This window comes from Rhizobium sp. 57MFTsu3.2 (assembly GCF_012932765.1).
In the GTDB taxonomy this organism is placed as follows: domain Bacteria; phylum Pseudomonadota; class Alphaproteobacteria; order Rhizobiales; family Rhizobiaceae; genus Rhizobium; species Rhizobium altiplani.
Genome location: NZ_JDWI01000030.1, coordinates 54,535 through 74,896, shown reverse-complemented (window position 1 = coordinate 74,896; position 20,362 = coordinate 54,535). Strand labels below are relative to the sequence as shown.

General features: G+C 59.9%; 14 protein-coding genes. 12 read left to right on the top strand and 2 right to left on the bottom strand.

The annotated features are described in order from the left end of the window. The first annotated feature begins 100 nt into the window (after nucleotides 1–100). Entirely contained in the window at nucleotides 101–1,822 is a 1,722-nt protein-coding gene (locus tag AF71_RS25155) for an adenylate/guanylate cyclase domain-containing protein (protein WP_169683730.1), read from the top strand. Further along, a complete protein-coding gene (locus tag AF71_RS25150) occupies nucleotides 1,819–2,694 on the top strand; it encodes an FkbM family methyltransferase (protein ID WP_169683729.1) in 876 nt (291 codons plus the stop codon). Before AF71_RS25155 ends, AF71_RS25150 begins: the two co-directional genes overlap by 4 nt. Here the strand turns inward: AF71_RS25150 and AF71_RS25145 are convergent, their stop codons facing one another. Beyond that, complete coding sequence (locus AF71_RS25145) at nucleotides 2,695–3,174, bottom strand: class I SAM-dependent methyltransferase (protein WP_169683728.1); 480 nt, start codon at nucleotides 3,172–3,174, stop codon at nucleotides 2,695–2,697. A gap of 124 nt (nucleotides 3,175–3,298) precedes the next feature. Here AF71_RS25145 and AF71_RS25140 point away from each other — a divergent pair, with 124 nt between their 5' ends. After that, on the top strand, nucleotides 3,299–4,477 hold the full coding sequence (locus AF71_RS25140) for a DUF3095 domain-containing protein (protein WP_169683727.1): 1,179 nt from the start codon (nucleotides 3,299–3,301) through the stop codon (nucleotides 4,475–4,477). Here AF71_RS25140 and AF71_RS25135 read toward each other — a convergent pair. Beyond that, nucleotides 4,467–5,822: a nucleotide sugar dehydrogenase gene (locus AF71_RS25135; RefSeq protein ID WP_210258386.1), complete on the bottom strand. Its 1,356-nt coding sequence runs from the start codon at nucleotides 5,820–5,822 to the stop codon at nucleotides 4,467–4,469. The genes AF71_RS25140 and AF71_RS25135 overlap by 11 nt on opposite strands. Before the next feature lie 432 nt (nucleotides 5,823–6,254). Here AF71_RS25135 and AF71_RS25130 point away from each other — a divergent pair, with 432 nt between their 5' ends. The 9 genes from AF71_RS25130 to AF71_RS25090 all read left to right on the top strand — a co-directional run bounded on the left by AF71_RS25130 (nucleotide 6,255) and on the right by AF71_RS25090 (nucleotide 20,320). Next, nucleotides 6,255–7,598: an adenylate/guanylate cyclase domain-containing protein gene (locus AF71_RS25130; RefSeq protein ID WP_169683724.1), complete on the top strand. Its 1,344-nt coding sequence runs from the start codon at nucleotides 6,255–6,257 to the stop codon at nucleotides 7,596–7,598. Nucleotides 7,599–7,750: 152 nt separating this feature from the next. After that, complete coding sequence (locus tag AF71_RS25125; protein WP_169683723.1) at nucleotides 7,751–9,643, top strand: ABC transporter ATP-binding protein; 1,893 nt, start codon at nucleotides 7,751–7,753, stop codon at nucleotides 9,641–9,643. Further along, a complete protein-coding gene (locus AF71_RS25120) occupies nucleotides 9,637–11,547 on the top strand; it encodes an ABC transporter substrate-binding protein (protein WP_169683722.1) in 1,911 nt (636 codons plus the stop codon). Before AF71_RS25125 ends, AF71_RS25120 begins: the two co-directional genes overlap by 7 nt. A gap of 3 nt (nucleotides 11,548–11,550) precedes the next feature. Further along, the gene (locus AF71_RS25115) at nucleotides 11,551–12,549 is read left to right on the top strand and encodes an ABC transporter permease (protein ID WP_169683721.1); all 999 of its coding nucleotides are present in this window, start codon (nucleotides 11,551–11,553) and stop codon (nucleotides 12,547–12,549) included. Next, nucleotides 12,550–13,722 (top strand): ABC transporter permease, encoded by a 1,173-nt coding sequence (locus AF71_RS25110; protein ID WP_169683720.1) that lies wholly within the window; start codon nucleotides 12,550–12,552, stop codon nucleotides 13,720–13,722. A gap of 90 nt (nucleotides 13,723–13,812) precedes the next feature. Continuing rightward, on the top strand, nucleotides 13,813–15,021 hold the full coding sequence (locus AF71_RS25105; RefSeq protein WP_169683719.1) for a glycosyltransferase family protein: 1,209 nt from the start codon (nucleotides 13,813–13,815) through the stop codon (nucleotides 15,019–15,021). A gap of 11 nt (nucleotides 15,022–15,032) precedes the next feature. Then, nucleotides 15,033–16,280 (top strand): glycosyltransferase, encoded by a 1,248-nt coding sequence (locus AF71_RS25100; protein ID WP_169683718.1) that lies wholly within the window; start codon nucleotides 15,033–15,035, stop codon nucleotides 16,278–16,280. Then, entirely contained in the window at nucleotides 16,277–17,410 is a 1,134-nt protein-coding gene (locus AF71_RS25095; RefSeq protein WP_169683716.1) for a glycosyltransferase, read from the top strand. Before AF71_RS25100 ends, AF71_RS25095 begins: the two co-directional genes overlap by 4 nt. Nucleotides 17,411–17,605: 195 nt before the next feature. Further along, nucleotides 17,606–20,320: an ABC transporter ATP-binding protein gene (locus tag AF71_RS25090; protein ID WP_169683715.1), complete on the top strand. Its 2,715-nt coding sequence runs from the start codon at nucleotides 17,606–17,608 to the stop codon at nucleotides 20,318–20,320. The last annotated feature ends 42 nt before the right edge of the window (nucleotides 20,321–20,362 follow it).

Sequence of the window (20,362 nt, the reverse complement as noted above, 5' to 3'; positions counted from 1 at the left end):
TAGCATGTGAAAGGCGATCACAATCAGAGACGGCGGCAATTCCACCTCAATTCCGTCCTCTCTATTGTATTTGTCATTTGGTATTCAAGAACGGGAATGAATGGCGACGGTCGCTGCCACCAGTATTTTTTCAGAGCGGACGATCAGAAGAGCTCGGCTTGGTTCCGGCCTCGTCATGTTTCTTTTTGTCCTGCTGCATCTGTCCAACCATGCGCTGGGTCTGATCTCCGTCCCGGTAGCCGACGACGGGCGGAGGCTTTTCCTGGCGATCTGGCGCAACCCTGTCGGAACCGTCGTCTTCTACGGCGCCGTCCTCGTTCACATCACGCTGGTGCTGAGGGCGGTCTACAGGCGCCGCAGCCTTGTCATGCCGGCGGGCGAGATGACCCAGATCGTGCTCGGGATCGCGATCCCGCTGCTGTTGATCGACCATGTCATCGGCACGCGAATCGCCCATACGCTGTTTCACTACCGGGACGACTACGAGACCATCGTCCGGTTGCTCTGGATTACCTCTCCTGGCAACGGATGGCGCCAGATCATCGCACTGCTTGCCGTCTGGATCCATGGCTGTATCGGCCTGCATTTCTGGCTTCGCTACCGGCCTTGGTACGACACCATCGCCGCCATGCTTCTTGCGGTCGCGATCCTCTTGCCGGTTCTTGGCATACTCGGCTTCATTGAAATGGGAAGGACGATCGCGGAGCCGGCCTACGAGGGAATGGTCAACACCGACCGCTATCTCGAGAATCTCAACACGCGCTATTACTCGAACCCTGAGGCACAGCGCCAGCTTAGCATGATCCGCGCCGGCCTCTACGGCTCGTTTTCGGGCGCGCTTTTGATCGTCGTCGGCGCGCGGACATGGCGACGGTGGAGGGAGCGGGTCAATCAGATCACAGTGCGCTATCCGGGTGGCGAGGCGATCAGCGTGCCGCGCGGCTTTACGGTTCTGGAGGCAAGCCGGCTCGGTGGTTTGCCGCACTATTCCGTCTGCGGCGGCAAGGGGCAATGCTCGACCTGCCGTGTCCAGATCCTTGGCCGATACGAGGATCTGCCGCCGCCAGACAAGCTCGAGCAATCGACGCTGAAGAGGATCAAGGCAGCGCCCGATGTGCGGCTTGCCTGCCAGCTGCGGCCAACTCATGACGTGACGGTCGCACCGCTGCTCGTTGCCGCGCCAGAGGCGACATTGCCGCCAAACGCACAGGAAACCAGCCCCGGACGCGAGCGTGAGATTACGGTTCTCTTCTGCGACATTCGCCATTTCACGTCACTGACGGAAATGCGTCTGCCCTTCGATATCGTATTTTTGCTCAACCGTTATTTCGCCCTGGTTGGAAACGCCGTTGAAAAGGCAGGCGGCCGTGTCGACAAGTTCATCGGTGACGGCGCCATGGCGCTCTTCGGCATCGGCAGCGCGCCTGAAGAGGCATGTCGCCAGGCGCTTGCCGCGGCAGCGGCCATCGTTCGCGACATCGAAAGGCTCGGCGTCGAGCTTTCGGACGAACTCTCCATGCCGCTTCACATCGCCATCGGAATTCACACGGGGCCCGCCGTCGTCGGAACGCTCGGCTATGGTCGGGTGCGCAGCCTCACGGCGATCGGCGACACCGTCAACGTTGCAAGCAGGCTGGAGACCGCAGCCAAGGAATTCGATGCAGCCATCGTCATTTCCGACGCGGTCGCAAGCCTTTCCGGGGCCGACACGGCGGGTGTGGAAAGCCGTGAAATCAGCGTGCGCGGTCGCGCCCTGCCCTTGAAAGTCTATGTGATTCCGAGCGACAAGGCCGCTGAACTGATCGAAGGAAAAGTTGCATGACGAGCCGCGGCTGGCTCAACACCAAATTCTGGCAGAAACGGCTGCGAAAGGCGCGCAACGCTGTCGCAAAAAGGTTCTTCAATACTCGCAGCGGCAGGCGGTTGCTGATCGAGAGCATCGGGCCGCGCGTCGTGTCGATGACGGTCGATGCTGGCGATCATCTGATGACCTTCTCGCCGTCCGACTACATTGGGCGCAAGGTCTTTCGAAAGGGGCACTTCGAGCGCGAGCATGTGGACCGCCTGATCACGGTGCTGCGCGAGCGCGGGCTCATGCACGGGCGCTATCTTCTGGAGATTGGCGGCAACATCGGGACGCAGACCGTCTATTTCGCACTGAGCGGCGCCTATGATCACATCGTCAGCATCGAGCCCGACCCGCGCAACTTCCCCCTGCTGCAGACCAATATCAGCCAGAACAGGCTCGATCAAATGGTGACGCTGGTCAACTGCGCCGCCGGGGCGACGGCTGGCAAGATCGACTTCTTCATGAATGCCGACAATCACGGCAAGAGCAGCGCGTACCGAAAAAGTGCCAGCGACCAGAAAACGAGCGTCCCGGTCAGACCGGTGACCGAGATCCTCGATGAGCTCTCCATCGATCCCCTCGATATCGGTCTCGTCTGGATGGATATCGAGGGCTATGAGCCTGTCGCCTGCGCCTCGATGGCCCCGCTCCTGTCGCGCCGCGTGCCGCTCTACATGGAATTCACGCCGCTCTTTTACGGACCGGAACAGACCCGCGATTTCATCAGGACGCTCGCCGGCTACTACGAGGATTGCCTGGTCTTCTTCGAGGAGGAAGAGCAGGAGATGAAGGTCGTCAACCTGCCGGGCAGCATCGAACAGTACGACGTCTTGTTTCTTCCCTGATTATTTCCGCCGGTAGAGATAGTAGCGGCCTTCCTTGACCCCCGCCGGAAGTTCGAGCGGCTCCAGTTCCGGGCGATCCAGCGGCAGACCGCTGACGGCGATGCCATTCTTGGCAAGCACGCCTGCCATGAGTTGCGGCAGCCACGTCAGTGTGATGGCGTCGATATCGTCATGCCCGGTGCCGATATCGGCATGGGCGAGTGCCGCTCCGATTCCCAGAAAGGCCTGGCCGGATTCGCGGATATCGCCGGTCACCATATTCTCCGCCGGGGGTGTCGAAGACGAATAGGAGCGAACGTCGCGGTCGAAGGCAATGATGCGACGATCAGGAAAATGCTCGCGCAGATGATCATAGGTGCGGCCATTGCCAAGGCCGAATTCCAGAACCGGCCCCTCGGTGCCGTTCACCAGCTCGACGATCGCATTCAATATGTCGCGTTGAGCCGTCAATCGGCGGATGAAGCTGTCCAGGCGGCTCATCTATGTTCTTGTCCATTCAATCGTTTCGAAAGCGGTGCTAGCACATGAAACTGTATGAAGTCGATTGCCGTAGATGGGAAAATGGCGTTGCGGTTACAGCATGGGTCTGTGCTAGGTTTCTCAGATGAACGACATCTCGAATGAAAGATTCTTTGCCGACGTACCCGTTTTCACCGATTTCGAGCGGGTAACCGATACGAGCAATTATCACCCGCTTCCCGACGGCTGGTTCCTGGCCCTTGCCGACATCGTCGGTTCGACGCAGGCGATCGCCACCGGCCGCTACAAGGACGTCAACATGGCGGGTGTCAGCGTCATTTCAGCCGTGCTGAATGCGGTTGACAAGGGTGACTACCCGTTCGTGTTTGGCGGCGATGGTGCCGTGGTTGCGCTGCCGGGGAATCTCGAGAATGCGGCGCGAAGTGCACTGGCGGCAACGCAGCGATGGGTAGAGGAGGAAATGGGCCTGACGCTGCGCATTGCGGTCGTACCGCTTGCCGATATTCGCAAGGAAGGCCTGGACGTTCGCGTCGCCCGTCACGCCGCCAGTCCCTTCGTAACCTATGCCATGTTTGCCGGCGGCGGAGCCAGCTGGGCCGAGCGCCAGATGAAGGCCGGACGCTATAGCGTCGAGCCTGCACCGCCAGGGACGCGGCCGGATCTGACCGGTCTCTCCTGTCGGTGGAGCCCGATTGCGGCGCATAACGGCGAGATCGTCTCCATTATCGCCGTACCGGCCGAGGGCGGGCGTCCCAGCCCGGAGTTTCGCAAGCTCGTGATGGACGTCGTGGCTATCTCTTCAGAACAGGGCCGTGGCGGCCACCCGATTCCCGTGGATGGCCCTGAATTTGCCTTTTCGATGCAGGGCGTCGATCGTGAGGCACGAGCAACCGCACTGCCGGGAAAGAGACTGCTGCGGAAGCTGATCATCCTGTTGCAGATCGCGCTTGTCGTCGCGCTCCACAGGCTGGGCATCAAGCTGGGCCGTTTCGACGCCCGGCGCTACACGCAAGACGTCTCCGGAAATTCAGATTTCCGCAAGTTCGACGACGGGCTGAAGATGACGATCGACGTCGATGCCGGCCATCTCGCCCGTATCCAGGCGCTCCTCGAAGAGGCGAAAGCAAAGGGCATTGCCCGTTACGGCCTGCACCGGCAGTCCTCGGCGCTGATGACCTGTTTTGTCCCGACACCGGTGTCACGCGACCACGTGCACTTTGTCGACGGTGCCAGCGGCGGCTACGCCGTCGCTGCCAGCCAGATCACGGGCAAGACACTGTCAGCAGTCGATATCACGCCTTGACGATGTGGTCGGCAAACAACCCGAGGCGCGTGAAGACATTGCGGGTGTCTATGATCAGCGGCGCACTATCTGCGATCACCGCATAGTCGAGCTTGTCATGGTCGGTTGCGACAAGAACTGCATCGTAGGCTTCCAGGGCCCCGGGCGTGAGATCGACCGATTTCCGGCCCTTCAAATGCTGATATTCGCGCGTCGAGGGGATCTCACCGACATGGGGATCGTGATAGTCGGCCTTGCCGCCGCGCTCTTCGATGATCTCCATCAGGCGCAATGAAGGGCTCTCGCGAATGTCGGCGACGTTCTTCTTGTAGGCGAGGCCAAGGATCAGGACCCGCGAGCGGCTGAGCGCCTTGCCGGCCTTGATGTCGAGTGTTTCGGCAAGTTTGCCGACGACATAACGCGGCATCGCCGAATTGATCTCGCCAGCGAGCTCGATAAAGCGCGTCGGCAACTCGTATTCGCGGGATTTCCAGGTGAGGTAGAAGGGATCGATCGGAATGCAGTGGCCGCCAAGGCCCGGGCCCGGGTAGAAGGGCATGTAGCCGAAGGGTTTGGTCTTGGCCGCGTCGATCACTTCCCAGACATCGATTCCCATGGCGGCGTAGACGGTCTTCAGCTCGTTGACGAGCGCGATGTTGACCGACCGAAAGATGTTTTCGGTCAGCTTGACGGCTTCTGCAGTGGCGTTGGAAGACACCGGAACGACGGTTTTGACCGCAGCGCCGTAGAAGCTCTTCATCAGCGCCAGGGCCTCTGCGCCATCGCCGGCGACAACCTTCGGAATTGTCGCTGTGTGATAGTGCTGGTTGCCCGGATCCTCACGCTCGGGCGAGAATCCGACGAAGAAGTCGCGGCCGGATTTCAGGCCGGTTTTCTCCAGGATGACCTTGACGACATCATCCGTGGTGCCCGGATAGGTCGTCGATTCCAGCACCACGAGCTGGCCGGCACGCAGATGCTCTGCAATCGACCGAGAGGTTGCCTCCACAAAGGAAAGGTCAGGATCGCGATGCCTGGTGAGTGGGGTCGGCACACAGATGACAATGACGTCGCAGGCCGCAAGCTTGGAAAAATCCGTCGTGGCCGAAAAGCGCTGGCCGTCAATTTCGGCAGCGAGGTCGTCGCTTGCGACCGCATCGATATAGGAACGCCGCGCATCCAGGGAGACGATCTTGTTGGGGTCGATGTCAAAGCCGGTGACAGCAAAGCCGCTGCGGGCAATGGCGATTGCCAGCGGCAAGCCGACATAGCCGAGGCCTATGACACCGGCTCGGGCATTGCGGGTTTCGATCTTGTTTGAAAGGACGTCGTAGGTGGAGGAACTCGCCAAGGCAGGTCTCATCATAGTGCTGAAGGTACCTTGATCTAATGTAAGAGCGCACCAATTGAAACCCGCCGCCAAATCGACGTCCGTTGATGTAACCGCGAAGACTCGCGCTGCGGCTGTGCCTCGATCCTCCGGCAGTCCCGACCAGTGTGACCAAAAAGGCGCGGATACCCCAAGAGATTTCATTGCAGGGTCAGAAAATGCGCAGATACCATTGTTTGGGATTGGTCCCGTGCCTATCTACGTCGAATAACGAACCACGAGAAAGGACTGCCTATCCTACCCACTTTATCAAGGGTTTGACAGGTGCCGCTGCCGGGCTCCCGGCAGATCGTTGACACAATATTACCGCTCGTCCATCCTCCTTCCCGCCCTGCGCACGGCGTTGCTGCAGGCAGGGTTGTCGACGCTTTTCAGGAATGGACGTGCTTTATGAGGATACTACCAAGAATGGGCACGATCGAATCCAGCGTCTCCTCTATTTTGTTGGATCGGGTCGCTGAATGGCTGACGAATTCGTCGCTGGCCGGAGATGACCTCGAAAGCATCGTTCGCGGATTCTGCGAGCGTATTGCGGCGGCAGGGCTGCCGATCGCGCGCGTGCATCTGACGTTTTCGATGCTGCACCCGCTTTACGACGCATTGAGCTTTACATGGCGACGCGCAAGCGGTGTCACGATCGAAGGTTATCGCCATGCCGCCGGGCAGAAGCCGGACCGCTTCCTGCAGAGCCCCTACTACTATCTCCTGGACAATAGCCTCCAGCACATCCGTCGCCGGATACCGGCCGACGGCCCAGCTGAATTCCCGGTCTTCCTCGACCTGCGCGATGAGCGCATCACCGACTATCTGGCTTTCGTCCAGCCATTCGGCGATGGCTCCGTTCAGGGCATGATGGGCTCATGGTCGACGGATAGCCACGCCGGCTTCTCCGACGACATGATCGATGCGCTGTTGCGCATGCAGAACCATCTTGCCGTTGCCGCGAAGATGGCGGTCTTAGGCAAGCTCGCCAACAACATGCTCACCACCTATCTCGGCGGTGATGCGGGAAAGCGGGTGTTGAATGGCCAGATCCGCCGTGGCGACGGCGAGACGATCCGTGCCGCTCTCGTCATGGGCGATATGCGCCAGTCGACCGTCTACGCCGAAAAAGAGGGGCGGCAGGCCTACATCGATACGCTGAACCAGTTCTTCGACGCGATCGCTGCGCCATTCAACCGCAATGGCGGTGAGATCCTGAGCTTCCTCGGCGACGGTTTCCTGGCCGTCTATCCCTGTGGCCGGCACAAGGATCCATCCAAGATTGCCTGTCAGGCAGCCCTTTCCGCGGTCCACCAGGCGCAAGCGCGTGTCGCGGAATTGAACCGGGAGCGACTGGATGCCGGCCTGACCAAGGTTTCCTACGGGATCGGCCTGCACGTCGGCAACGTCATGTTCGGCAATGTCGGCCTCAAGGATCGCCTGACTTTTTCGGCGTTCGGCTCGGCCGTCAACGAGGTCCAGCGCCTGCAATCGCTGACGAAGAAATATTCGAGCGAGGTCATCGCAAGTCAGGCCTTTGCCGGCTACTGCGGCGGTGAGTGGCGCACGCTCGGCGAGGAAAAGCTCCGCGGCATCCGCCAAAAAGTCACGGTCTTGCAGCCGCATGTGCCAGCACCGGTCCTGCACGTCGAAGAGAATTTCCGCGAGGTCGCACCGGCCGGACTTTCCGAGGCGGAGCAGGTCATTCTGCTTCATCGCGATGCTAGAAAGCAGGCCAAAAGACCGACGGTGGAGGAATTCGTCCAGTAGAGATACCAGGGCGCAGATTCAGCCGAGATTGAATCTTCCCCAGCCTTTAAAATGCCAGGGTTTTCACGTGTCCGTCATCAACTGGACACCCCGATTGCGGTACGGTAGTGTGCCTTAACGGGAACATGGAAAAACTGGGGAATTTCATTGGTATGGCGTCCGCCTCGGATCTGTTGCGCATCGAGAACCTCGACGTTTCTTTCTCGGTTTTCGGCGATCGCCTGCGCGTCGTAAAAAACGCGAATATCCGTATTTTGCCGGGCAAGGTCACTGCGCTCGTCGGAGAATCCGGCTCAGGTAAATCGGTCATCAGCCAAAGCATCATGGGCATCCTGCCAAACCCCGCAACGGCCGAGGGGCAGATCCTCTTTACCGACCCGCTGGATGGTAAGACGACAGACATTCTCCGCTATTCCCGCGACAGCGAGGAGATGCGTGACCTGCGTGGCCGCCGCATGGCGACGATCTTTCAGGAGCCGATGACCTCGCTGTCGCCGCTCCACACCGTCGGCAATCAGATCAGTGAAGCGCTCCTCATCCACACGGAGGCCGACAAGAAGGAAGCACGCGAAAAGACCGAGGAGATGCTGGGTCTTGTCGGCTTTGCCAATCCGAAGCGCACCTTCGACATGTACCCCTTCGAGCTCTCGGGCGGCATGCGCCAGCGCGCGATGATCGCAATGGCGCTGATCTGCAATCCGGCGCTCCTGATCGCCGACGAGCCGACCACTGCGCTCGACGTGACCATCCAGGCACAGATCCTGGAGCTGCTGCGCGACCTGCAGCACAAGCTCGGAATGGCGATGCTGCTGATCACGCATGATCTCGGCGTCGTTGCCAACATGGCCGACGAGGTGGTGGTGATCTATCATGGCGAGATCATGGAGGCGGGACCGGTCGAGTCGATCTTCCGCAACCCGCAGCATCCTTATCTCAAGGGTCTGATGGCCGCCGTGCCGCATTTCGACATGAAGCCCGGCGAACGTCTCAAGGCGCTGCGCGACGTGCCTGTCAACCTGGAGTCCCTGATCGGCAAGAAGAAGGTGAAGGCCGAAGGGCCGGAGATCCTGCTTTCCGTCAACAATCTCTCCAAGACCTTCAAGACCCGCAACCGCGGCCTTTTTGGAACGCGCGAAGCCGCCGTCGTTCATGCTGTCGACGATGTCAGCTTTGACATCCGGCGGGGGGAATGCCTGGGGCTCGTCGGCGAATCCGGCTGCGGCAAGACGACGGTCAGCAAGATCCTGATGCGGGCCGTGACGCCGAACGGTGGCTCGGTGATCTTCAATGATGGCAAGGACGTCATCGACGTCCTGTCTGTTTCCGGCGACGATCTGCAGGAGCTGCGCACCAAGATACAGATGGTATTCCAGGATCCGGTCTCGTCGCTGTCACCGCGCATGACCGTGCGCAACATCCTCAGCGAGCCGCTGGAGATCCACGACCGCGGGGATAGCGCCGAGCGCAAGCAGAGGGTAGAGGCGCTGATGGGTGCGATCGGCCTCGACCGGCGCTATCTGAACCGCTACCCGCACAGTTTTTCCGGCGGGCAGCGCCAGCGCATCGGCATTGCGCGCGCGCTGGCACTCGGGCCAAAGCTCATCATTCTCGACGAGCCCGTATCGGCCCTCGACGTTTCCGTCCAGGCACAGATCCTGAACCTTTTGAAAGACCTGCAGAAGGATCTCGGGCTGACATATCTGTTCATTTCGCACAATCTGGCGGTTGTCGACTACATGGCCGACCGCATCGCGGTGATGTGCAAGGGGCGCATCGTCGAGATTGCCCCGCGCGAGATCATTCTGCGAGATCCGGTGCATCCCTATACGAAGTCGCTCCTGGCGGCGGTCCCCTTCCCCGACCTCAACCGTCCGCTCGATTTCGAGGCGCTGAGAATAAACGGCGCCGCAGACAAGCAGAACTGGGGCATTACCTTTACGGCGGAGCATGATGATGCGTCCGAGCTCGCCTACGCTGATCTCGGCAACGGCCATCTTGTGCGTGCCCGCAAGGGTGCAGACGCAAAGGAGCTTCGCTCATGGTAACGCGGCGCACGTTTCTCGGTGGTCTTATCGGTTCGGCAGTGCTGCCCTCGGCTGTCAAGGCGGCGGCGGATCGCGATATCGAACCCGAATTCCTGAGGGATTGGCTGCGCGCAGGGCGCATTCCTCCCATGGTGGATCGCCTGCCGACGCATCCGCGGATCGTCAAGATGAAGGATACGGGGCGCCAGCCGGGCGTCTATGGCGGCACGGTGCGCACGATCATCGGCAGCCAGAAGGATATCCGCTACATGACCGTCTATGGCTATTCGCGCCTGGTCGGTTACGACAAGCATCTGATGTTCCAGCCGGATATTCTCCTGGGTTTCGAATCCAAGGATGACACGGTCTTCACCTTCTATCTCCGCGAAGGTCACCGCTGGTCCGACGGTGCACCCTTTACGGTGGACGATTTCCGCTACTGGTGGGAGGACGTGATCCACAACAAGGACCTGACACCTGGTGGTGGCGCGCTCGAGTTGCGACCCCATGGCACATTGCCGAAATTCGAAGTGCTCGACGCTTTGACAGTTCGCTACACCTGGGAGCGACCCAATCCGATGTTCCTGCCGGCGCTTGCCGGCCCTCTGCCGCTCGTGATCTTCGGGCCGGGGCACTATCTCAAGCAGTTTCACAAGAAATACCAGGACGATTTCCGTATTTCGGCGTTGATGAAGGAAAACCGCGTCAAGAAGTGGGCGGATCTGCACATCAAGATGTCGCGCTCCTCGCGTCCTGAAAATCCGGAACTGCCAACGCTCGATCCCTGGCGCAACACGACGCCTCTGCCGGCCGACCAATTCGTGTTCGTGCGAAACCCGTTTTTCCATCGCATCGACGAGAACGGGGTACAACTTCCCTACATCGACAAGTTCATCCTCAACGTCAGTTCATCCTCGATCATCGCCGCCAAGGCGGGCGCCGGTGAATCCGACCTACAGGCCACTGGCGTCGACTTCAACGATTACACATTCCTCAAGGATGCCGAAAAGCGGTTCCCCGTGAAGGTCAACCTGTGGAAGCAGGTGCGCGGATCGCGCGTGGCGCTCCTGCCGAACCTCAACTGCGCCGACGAGGTCTGGCGCAAGCTGTTCCGGGAAACTCGCTTCCGCCGGGCGCTGTCGATGTCGATCGATCGGCATGAGATCAACATGGTTGCCTTCTATGGTCTCGGCAGGGCAAGCGCTGATACCGTTTTGCCCGATAGCCCCCTCTTCAGACCCGAATATGCGGAAGCCTTCATTGCTCATGATCCCGATCAGGCAAACAAGCTCCTGGACGAGCTCGGGCTGGCGAACCGTGGCGCCGATGGCATTCGGCTGTTGCCGGATGGTCGCCGTGCCGAAATCACCGTGGAGACCGCTGGCGAAAGCAACCTCGACACGGACGTTTTGGAACTGGTGCGTGATCATTGGTTTGAGGTCGGTCTTGCTCTTTATACCCGCACCTCACAACGCGACGTTTTCCGCAGCCGCGCCATGAGCGGCACGATCATGATGTCGATCTGGTACGGCATCGAGAACGGGGTTGCGACCGCGGACATGTCTCCGGGGCAGCTTGCGCCAACCGTCGACGATCAACTGCAATGGCCGCTTTGGGGGATGTATCACCTGTCGGCCGGGCAGGAAGGCAGCGCCCCGGACCTTGAGGAAGTGCAGCAGCTCGTCGCGCTTCTCAAACAGTGGGGTGATACCTCGAGATTCGAGGAGCGAGAGGTGATCTGGCATAAGATGCTGGCGCTCTATACCCAGCAGGTTTTCTCGATCGGCCTCATCAACAGCACGCTGCAGCCGATCGTCCGATCCGCCAAATTGCAGAACGTGCCGGATGAGGGCCTCTATGGTTTTGACCCGACATCCTATCTCGGCCTCTACATGCCGGATGCCTTCTGGTTCAAGGAGGCTTGAGGGATGCTGAAATACATCCTCTGGCGCATTGCTGCGATGGTGCCGACACTGTTCATCATCTCGGCGCTGGTCTTCACCATCATCGAACTTCCGCCGGGCGACTTTTTCGAAAGCCAGATCGCCGAGCTGCGGGCGCAGGGCGAGAGTGCCAACCTGCAGGAAATCGAAGAACTCAGGATACAATACGGTTTCGACAAGCCTGAGATCGTCCGCTACTTCTTCTGGGTCGGCGGCATGCTGCACGGGGACTTCGGCTATTCGTTCGAATACCAGCTGCCGGTCTCGGAAGTCGTCGGTGATCGTCTCTGGCTGACGATGCTCGTTTCCTTTTCCACGATCCTGCTGACGTGGTTGATCGCCTTTCCGATCGGGATCTATTCCGCGACCCATCAGTATAGTTGGGGCGACTACGGGCTGACCTTTCTCGGCCTGCTCGGCATCGCGATCCCGAACTTCATGCTGGCCCTGATCCTGATGTACTTCGCCAACATCTGGTTCGGCGTCTCGATCGGCCACTTGATGGACCAAAGGTTCCTGAACGAACCGATGAGCTGGGAAAAGGCGCGGTCCATTCTCTCGCATCTGTGGATTCCGGTCATCATCGTCGGCACGGCGGGAACGGCCGGCATGATCCGCCGGCTTCGCGCCAATCTGCTCGACGAGATGCAGAAACAATACGTCGTCACCGCCCGCGCCAAGGGGCTTCACCCGCTTCGCGCGCTCGTGAAGTATCCACTGCGCATGGCTCTCAACTTCTTCGTCGCCGATATCGGATCGATCCTGCCTTCGATCATCTCAGGGGCGGAAATCGTCGCCATCGTGCTGTCGCTCGAGACGACAGGGCCCATGCTCATCAAGGCCCTGCAGAGCCAGGACATGTATCTTGCGGGTTCGTTCCTGATGTTCCTCGCCTTCCTCAACGTCATCGGGGTGCTCGTCTCCGATATCGCACTTGGCTTTCTTGATCCGCGTATCCGCCTGCAAGGCAGGAGCACCAAATAGATGTCGCCCTTGCCACCGCCCGGCGCGCCGATGCCGCATTATGTTTCGACCGCACCCTTCGATCCCATGGCGACCGAGGGGATGACGGCTGCGCAATCGCGCATCCACCTTGCCTCGCAGAAGCAGTTGATGTGGTGGAAGTTCAAGCAGCACCGGCTGGCACTTGCCTCCGGCATTTTTCTGCTTGCGCTCTACTCCATGATTATCGTCGTCGAGTTCATTGCGCCCTATGGGCTACATACCAAGAATGTGGACTTCATCCATTCCCCGCCACAGCGCGTGCACTTCTTCCACGATGGCAAATTCGTCGGCCCCTTCGTCTACGGGCGCTCCATGTCGCTCGATCTCGACACCCTCCATCGGCTTTACTCCGACAAGCCGGATGAGGTGCAGCCGATCCGCTTCTTCTGCCGCGGCGATTCCTACAAGTTCTGGGGACTGGTCAAATCGGATCTTCACCTGGTTTGTCCGGCAGTCGGCGGGCAGATGTTCCTGCTTGGCACTGACCGCCTCGGCCGTGACGTGCTGTCGCGCATTCTCTATGGCGCCCGCATTTCGCTGACGATCGGCCTGATCGGTATCGCCATCAGCTTCTGCCTCGGTATCGTCATCGGCGGATTGGCAGGCTATTGGGGCGGTGTCTTCGATCTGATCGTCCAGCGCCTCATCGAAGTTCTTCAGTCGCTGCCAAGCCTGCCGCTCTGGATGGCGCTGGCGGCGATCATGCCTGTCACGTGGAGCCCCATCGTCATCTATTTCGGGATCACGGTCATCCTCGGTATCATCGACTGGACTGGTCTTGCGCGAGCCGTGCGCTCAAAGCTCTTGGCCCTGCGTGAAGAGGATTATGTCCAGGCTGCCCAGCTGATGGGCGCCAGCACGCCGCGCATCATCGGCCGGCATCTTGTTCCAGGCTTCATGTCCCACCTGATCGCCTCTGCCACGATCTCGATTCCCGGCATGATTCTCGGTGAGACGGCGCTCAGCTTCCTTGGCCTCGGTCTGCGCCCGCCTATCACCAGCTGGGGCATTCTGCTGACAGAAGCAAAGAGCGTAAGCGTCATCGCTTTCTATCCATGGTTGCTTTTTCCGATTATACCTGTCGTTCTGGTGATTTTGGCGTTCAACTTTCTGGGAGACGGCTTGCGCGATGCGGCAGATCCCTACAAATAGCGGCCAGCCCGGCGGAGCACTGCTTTGTCTTTTGACGGCCAGCGATAAACCGGCGGTGCTCGTATGATCCACAGCGCAGAAGGATTGCCCATGGCACGGCGCCTGGAAGATGCCCGTATCCTCATGTACAGCCACGACACGTTCGGGCTCGGCCATTTGCGCCGCTGCCGCGCGATCGCGCATGCTCTGGTCGAGGATTATCGCGGGCTTAATATTCTGATCATCTCCGGAGCCACGATTGCCGGCGCGTTCGATTACCGGGCGCGCGTCGACTTCGTGAAGATCCCGAGTGTCATCAAGCTTCGCAACGGCGAATATACGTCGATGGCGGGCCATATCGATCTGCATGAAACGCTGAAGATGCGTGAGTCGAGTATTCGACACACCGCCGAAACCTTCCAGCCCGACATTTTCATCGTCGACAAGGAACCGATGGGACTGAAGGGCGAAGTCGAGGAGACGCTGGCCTATCTGAAGGCGCAGGGCACCGTTCTGGTGCTTGGCCTGCGCGAGATCATGGATGCCCCCCACCTGCTTGATGCCGAATGGAAGCGGAACGGCATCATGCAGAAGATCGACCAGTATTACGATTCCATCTGGGTCTATGGACCGCCTGATTTCTATGATCCGCTCATCGGCCTGGACGTGCCGGCAAGTGTGCGCAGAAAGATGGATTTCGTCGGATTTCTGCAGCGCAGTGTCTCGACGAGCAAGACCTCGATCAATGCGCGCTCGGACAACTACATTCTGGTCACGACCGGCGGTGGCGGCGATGGGTCCGATCTCGTCCACGATGTCATGAACGCCTATGAGCAAGATCCTTCCCTGCAGCAAAAGGCGCTTGTCGTGCTCGGCCCCTATATGCCGGCTGCCGAGCGCTCCAAGCTGGTGGCCAAAGGGTCCCGCATTCCCTACATAGAGGTGATCGAGTTCGACAATAATATGGAAGAGCTGATCGTGGGGGCCACCGGCGTTGTGGCCATGGGTGGCTATAACACCTATTGCGAGATCCTTTCATTCGACAAGCCTGCACTCATTGTTCCCAGGGTGAAACCACGCGAAGAGCAGCTGCTGCGCGCCAGGCGAGCGAGCGAACTCGGACTGATCGACATGCTGCTGCCGGACCAGTCGGCAGATCCCAAGGTTATGTCCGAGGCCCTGAAACGGCTTCCCGACCGCGCACCGCCGTCCAAGAGCGGCTGTACCTTGCAGTTGCAGGGCCTCGATCACATTTCGCAGACGGTCGGACATTGGCTGGATGGCCGGGGGCCGCATCTGTCCGTCGTCGGGGCCGAGTGAAGAACAAGATCTTGTCGAAGCGTCGTAAGATTCTCGTTGTGCTGAAAGGCTACCCGCGCCTTTCGGAGACATTTATCGCCCAGGAACTGCTCGGCCTGGAGAAGGCGGGGTTTGATCTGACCTTGATCTCGATGCGCCGGCCAACCGACAAAAAGCGGCATCCCGTGCATGACGAGATCAGGGCACGTGTCGTCTATCTGCCCGAGTATCTTCACGAAGAGCCGATCCGCGTACTGAAGGGGATGTTTGCGAGCTTCCGACGGCCCGGGATCAAGGCTCTCTGGCAGCGCTTCATCAAGGACCTCCCACGTGACATTTCTCGCAACCGCTTCAGGCGGCTTGGACAGGCGATGGTGCTCGCACGCGAATGGCCGGATAGCGGTGAGTGGCTGCACGCACATTTCATCCATACCCCTGCCTCCGTGACCGAATATGCGAGCATCCTCACCGGTGTGCCCTGGACCTGTTCGGCCCATGCCAAGGACATCTGGACATCGCCGGACTGGGAGTTGCATGAGAAGCTTGGCAGCGCCCGCTGGACGGTGACCTGCACGCGAAGCGGCTATGAGCACATGCGCACCTTGACCCCCCGCAAGGACGCCGTGCATCTGAGCTATCACGGCCTCGATTTGGCGCGTTTCGGGCATTTCGGCGGCCAGCGATCGCAGCGCGACGGCAGCAACCCGGCGGACCCTGTCGTCATTCTCAGTGTCGGCCGTGCCGTCGAGAAGAAGGGCTACGAGACGCTGCTCAAGGCACTCGCACTGCTGCCCGGCGACCTGAACTGGCGTTTCGAGCACATCGGCGGCGGCGACAAGCTGCCGAAGCTGAAGGCGCTTGCTGCGGATCTCAATCTGACGGATCGGATCAGCTGGAAGGGCGCACTCGCACAGGAGGACGTGCTCGATCACTACCGCCAGGCCGATGTTTTCGCACTGGCCTGCCGGATTGCATCCAATGGCGATCGCGACGGCCTGCCGAATGTATTGGTGGAGGCATCGAGCCAGCGCCTGCCCTGTATCTCGACGTCGGTATCCGGCGTGCCGGAGCTTCTTGTCGACGGTGAAAACGGCAGGCTCGTGCCACCCGAGGATCCTGCGGCGTTTGCGGCGGCACTCGAGACACTGATCCGCGATCCTGCCTTGCGGTCGCGGCTGGGAGATGCGGCCGAAAGACGCGTGCGCGAGCATTTTGATCACGAGGTGAGCATCACCGAGCTCGGCCATCTGTTTGAACAGGAATGGCAGAAAGCCTCATGAACGCGCCCCGGGTCTTTTTCTATGTCCAGCATTTGCTTGGCATCGGGCATATTGCCCGGGCAAGCCGCATCGCGAGCGCGCTTGTCAGCGACGGGTTCGACGTCACTGTCGTGACGGGTGGGCTGCCGGTTCCAGGTTTCCCGGGAGACGGCATCAGGACGGTGGCTCTTCCACCAGTCGTGGCAAGCAATGCCGGTTTTTCCGGACTTGCGGACAGCGATGGTATTGCCGCCGACGAGGCGTTCCTGCGCAAACGCCGGGATCTGCTGCTCGAAGCCTTCCATGATACAGCGCCCGACGTCGTCATCATCGAAGCGTTTCCTTTTGGCCGCCGGCAGATGCGGTTCGAGCTGCTCCCGCTTCTTGATGCAATCGAAGAAGCGCATCCACGGCCGAAGCTTTTCAGCTCGGTGCGCGATATCCTGCAGCAGAACCGGAAGCCCGGGCGCGACGAGGAGACCGTGGCGCTGGTCAGAGATCATTTCGACGGCGTCCTGGTGCACGGGGATCCGAGCTTCGTTCGCCTGGAAGATACCTTTCCCCTGACGGCGGAGATTGCCTCCAAGCTCCTCTATACCGGCTTGGTGGCGGCCCCGCGGGCGGCTGATCCTGAAGAGACCTTCGACATTGTTGCATCCGCTGGAGGCGGAGCCGTCGGCCTCGACCTGCTTCGCGCGGCCAATGGCGCGGCCGCGATGTTGCCGGCGAACCTGCGGTGGCTGCTGATCAGCGGGCCGAACCTTCCCGAGGCCGACTTCGCCAGCCTTTCGAAGGCAACGCCCTCGAACGTTACGCTGACCCGGTTTCGCAAGGATTTCCCATCGCTGCTGCGCGGCGCGCGTGTTTCCATCTCGCAGGCGGGCTATAACACCGTTGGCGATCTGCTTCAGACCGACTGCCGGATGATCCTCATTCCCTTCGTAGCCGGTGGAGAGACGGAACAAACGGTCCGCGCGGAACGGCTGCGGGCACTCGGGCTCGCGGATATCCTGCCGGAGGCCGGTCTGACGCCCGAAATCGTTGCCAATGCGGTCAGCGCGGCGCTCGCAAAACCGCGGGCAGCCTCGGCATTGCTCGATCTCGGGGGGGCCGGCAAAACGGCATCAATCATTCGGTCCATGATCGGGTGAAAGCCTCGCACTTTGCAAAAATGATGTGATATAAACAACGTCCCGGCGAGAATCGGCATGACGATGGAAATCCGATGCGCCTTGTTTTCGTTATGAGATACGGCGGTCCGGTTGCATGATCCTGTTTTCGGCATTCCCTTTGGCTTCGCCGCAGGTTCACTGCCCCCAGATTTCCCAGGCAACTGACGGTTAGCAATGGAAAAAAGCCTCGCGCGTTACATCTGGTCGAACACGCGGCTGCAGCAGCTCTGGATTTTGGCAGTCGTTGCAGTCTCGATGATCCCCTACTTTCTGTCCTTCGACCTGCCGAAGCAGATCGTCAACGGACCGATTCAGGGCTCGGGCTTCGAGGGCGAAGGCGCAACGCAAACGTTCATGCGGTTGTCCTACACCTTCCCGGTCATCGGCGAGGTAGAGTTCTTCAAGGGCCTCCAGCTTGACCGCCTGCAAATGCTGATGGGGCTCAGCCTCGTTTTCCTCGCGCTGGTCGTCTTGAACGGCCTCTTCAAATTCTACATCAACACCTACAAGGGACGGCTTGGCGAGCGCATGCTGCGCCGCATCCGTTTCGAGTTGATCGACCGGGTACTCCGCTTCCCGCCGTCGCAATTCAAGCGCGTCAAGTCCGCCGAAATCGCAACGATGATCAAGGATGAAGTCGAACCGATGGGCGGCTTCACGGGGGATGCCTTCGTTTCGCCTGCCCTGCTCGGCGGGCAGGCGCTGACGGCGCTCGCCTTCATCATCGTGCAGAATTTCTGGCTCGGGATGATTGCCGCGGCGATCGTCGGCGTGCAGGCGGTGGTGATCCCGCGCATGAGAAAGCGCCTGCTCGAGCTTGGCCGCCAGCGTCAGCTGACAGCCCGCGAGCTGTCCGGCCGCGTCGGCGAAATCGTCGACGGCATCGGCACGATTCACGGCAACGACACATCGAATTTCGAGCGCGCCGACATCGCCACCAGGCTCGGGCTGATCTTCTCGATCCGTTATGACCTCTACCAGTGGAAGTTTCTGGTCAAATTCCTGAACAACTTCCTGGCCCAGGTCACTCCATTCCTGTTTTACGCCATCGGCGGCTATCTCGCGCTGCAGGGCCGACTGGACATCGGTCAGCTCGTTGCGGTCATCAGCGCCTACAAGGATCTGCCGGGTCCGCTCAAGGAACTGATCGACTGGGATCAGATGCGCCAGGATGTGCAGGTCAAGTATCAACAGGTCTACGAGCAGTTCAATGTCGAGCCGCTGATCGACGGCAAGATACAGGATATCTCGTCAGAAACGATCGGCGCCCTGACGGCTCCGCTCGTGGTCACAAATCTCACTGTGAGTGACGACAGTGGCGCGCGGCTGGTCGACCACGTCTCGGTCGAAATCAAGCCCAACGAAACGGTCGCGGTCGTCGGCCCGAACTCGAGTGGTGCCGAAGCCTTCGCGGAAGCCCTCGGTCGGCTTGTGTGGCCGGATTCCGGCCGCGTGACGATCGATGGCCATGACCTTCTCGATCTGCCTGAATCCATTACCGGCCGGCGCATGTCCTACGCCTCCGCTGACGCCTACTTCTTCCACGGGACGCTCAGGGACAATCTTCTTTACGGCTTGAAGCATGCCCCGATGCGCGACCCGCAGTACGACGGCAAGGAGGCTCTTGAAGCCAAGTGGCATGCCGAGGAGGCCGTCAAGGCCGGCAACCCGACAATGGATATCAACAGCGACTGGGTGGACTATCAGGCCGCCGGCGCAACCGGCCCCGAGGACATCCTGACGGCAATCCGTCCTGTGCTCGATGCGGTCCTCATTTCGCAGGACATTCTAGACCTAGCGCTTCGATCGACCGTCAACACGAGCGTGCATGTGACGCTTGCCGGACATATCGTCGATCTGCGTACGGCACTTCGCAAGCGCATGCAGGAGTCGGATCTTGGCAATATCGTCGTGCCGTTCGATTTCGATGCGTTCAATCCGCAAGCCACCGTCGGCGAGAATTTGCTCTTCGGCTCGATGAAACGGCCGATGATGAACAATCGCCGGCTGGCGGCTCATCCCTATTTCCAGGCGCTCTTCCGCGACACCGGCCTCAGCGACGATCTCTACGCCATGGGCTTGGAGATCGCGGAGAATGCCGTCGAACTCTTCCATGATCTGCCGCCGGATCACCCGTTCTTCCAGCAGCTGACCTTCATGACGGCTGACGATATCCCGACCTATCAGGCGCTGCTGCAGAAATTGCAGAGCCGACGGTTTGATGATGCAACGCCCGAAGAGCGCTCTGCAATCATCCGTCTCAGCTTTGCCTATATCGAGCCGCGGCACCGTTTCGGTCTTCTGACCGACGCGCTGATGGCCAAGATCGTCAGCGCCCGCAAACAGTTCCATGAGAATATTCCGGATGATCTTTCCGCCGTCATCGAGCGGTATGATCCGGAGGACTTCATCTCCTCGGCAAGCCTGATGGACAATGTCCTGTTCGGGCGCATCGCCTATCAGCAGGCTGACGCGTCCGACCGCATCCGGGCCATCATGGGCGAACTCTTCGACTCTCTCGAACTCTTCGACGACGTCTTGTCGATTGGGCTTGAGTTTGATGTCGGTTCCGGTGGCAAGCGCCTGACGATGGCGCAACGGCAGAAGCTGAACCTTGCCCGTGCGCTTCTCAAACGGTCTGACTATTTTGTCTTCAACCGGCCGCTATCCGCGCTCGACCAGCGTGTTCAGGATCAGATTACCCGAAATGTGGTCGAGGGATTGCACAAGGAAGGCGAACGGCCGGCCATCATCTGGGTGCTTTCGAACGCAAAACTTGCGGAATTGTTTGATCGAATCCTGCTGTTTGACCGCGGTGCGCTGGCCGAAGCAGGCAACTTTCCGGAGCTTTCCGAACAAAACGGTATGTTCAAGGAACTGTTATCGTAATATCCTAAAGGGGGACAATAAAGATGGTGCCCCCTTGCGAGG

What these genes read in the sequence shown, in the direction of transcription:
- AF71_RS25155 (WP_169683730.1), top strand. Translation starts at nt 101, where the DNA reads ATGGCGACGGTCGCTGCCACCAGTATTTTTTCAGAGCGGACGATCAGA.
- AF71_RS25150 (WP_169683729.1), top strand. Translation starts at nt 1,819, where the DNA reads ATGACGAGCCGCGGCTGGCTCAACACCAAATTCTGGCAGAAACGGCTG.
- AF71_RS25145 (WP_169683728.1), bottom strand. Translation starts at nt 3,174, where the DNA reads ATGAGCCGCCTGGACAGCTTCATCCGCCGATTGACGGCTCAACGCGAC.
- AF71_RS25140 (WP_169683727.1), top strand. Translation starts at nt 3,299, where the DNA reads ATGAACGACATCTCGAATGAAAGATTCTTTGCCGACGTACCCGTTTTC.
- AF71_RS25135 (WP_210258386.1), bottom strand. Translation starts at nt 5,822, where the DNA reads ATGATGAGACCTGCCTTGGCGAGTTCCTCCACCTACGACGTCCTTTCA.
- AF71_RS25130 (WP_169683724.1), top strand. Translation starts at nt 6,255, where the DNA reads ATGGGCACGATCGAATCCAGCGTCTCCTCTATTTTGTTGGATCGGGTC.
- AF71_RS25125 (WP_169683723.1), top strand. Translation starts at nt 7,751, where the DNA reads ATGGCGTCCGCCTCGGATCTGTTGCGCATCGAGAACCTCGACGTTTCT.
- AF71_RS25120 (WP_169683722.1), top strand. Translation starts at nt 9,637, where the DNA reads ATGGTAACGCGGCGCACGTTTCTCGGTGGTCTTATCGGTTCGGCAGTG.
- AF71_RS25115 (WP_169683721.1), top strand. Translation starts at nt 11,551, where the DNA reads ATGCTGAAATACATCCTCTGGCGCATTGCTGCGATGGTGCCGACACTG.
- AF71_RS25110 (WP_169683720.1), top strand. Translation starts at nt 12,550, where the DNA reads ATGTCGCCCTTGCCACCGCCCGGCGCGCCGATGCCGCATTATGTTTCG.
- AF71_RS25105 (WP_169683719.1), top strand. Translation starts at nt 13,813, where the DNA reads ATGGCACGGCGCCTGGAAGATGCCCGTATCCTCATGTACAGCCACGAC.
- AF71_RS25095 (WP_169683716.1), top strand. Translation starts at nt 16,277, where the DNA reads ATGAACGCGCCCCGGGTCTTTTTCTATGTCCAGCATTTGCTTGGCATC.
- AF71_RS25090 (WP_169683715.1), top strand. Translation starts at nt 17,606, where the DNA reads ATGGAAAAAAGCCTCGCGCGTTACATCTGGTCGAACACGCGGCTGCAG.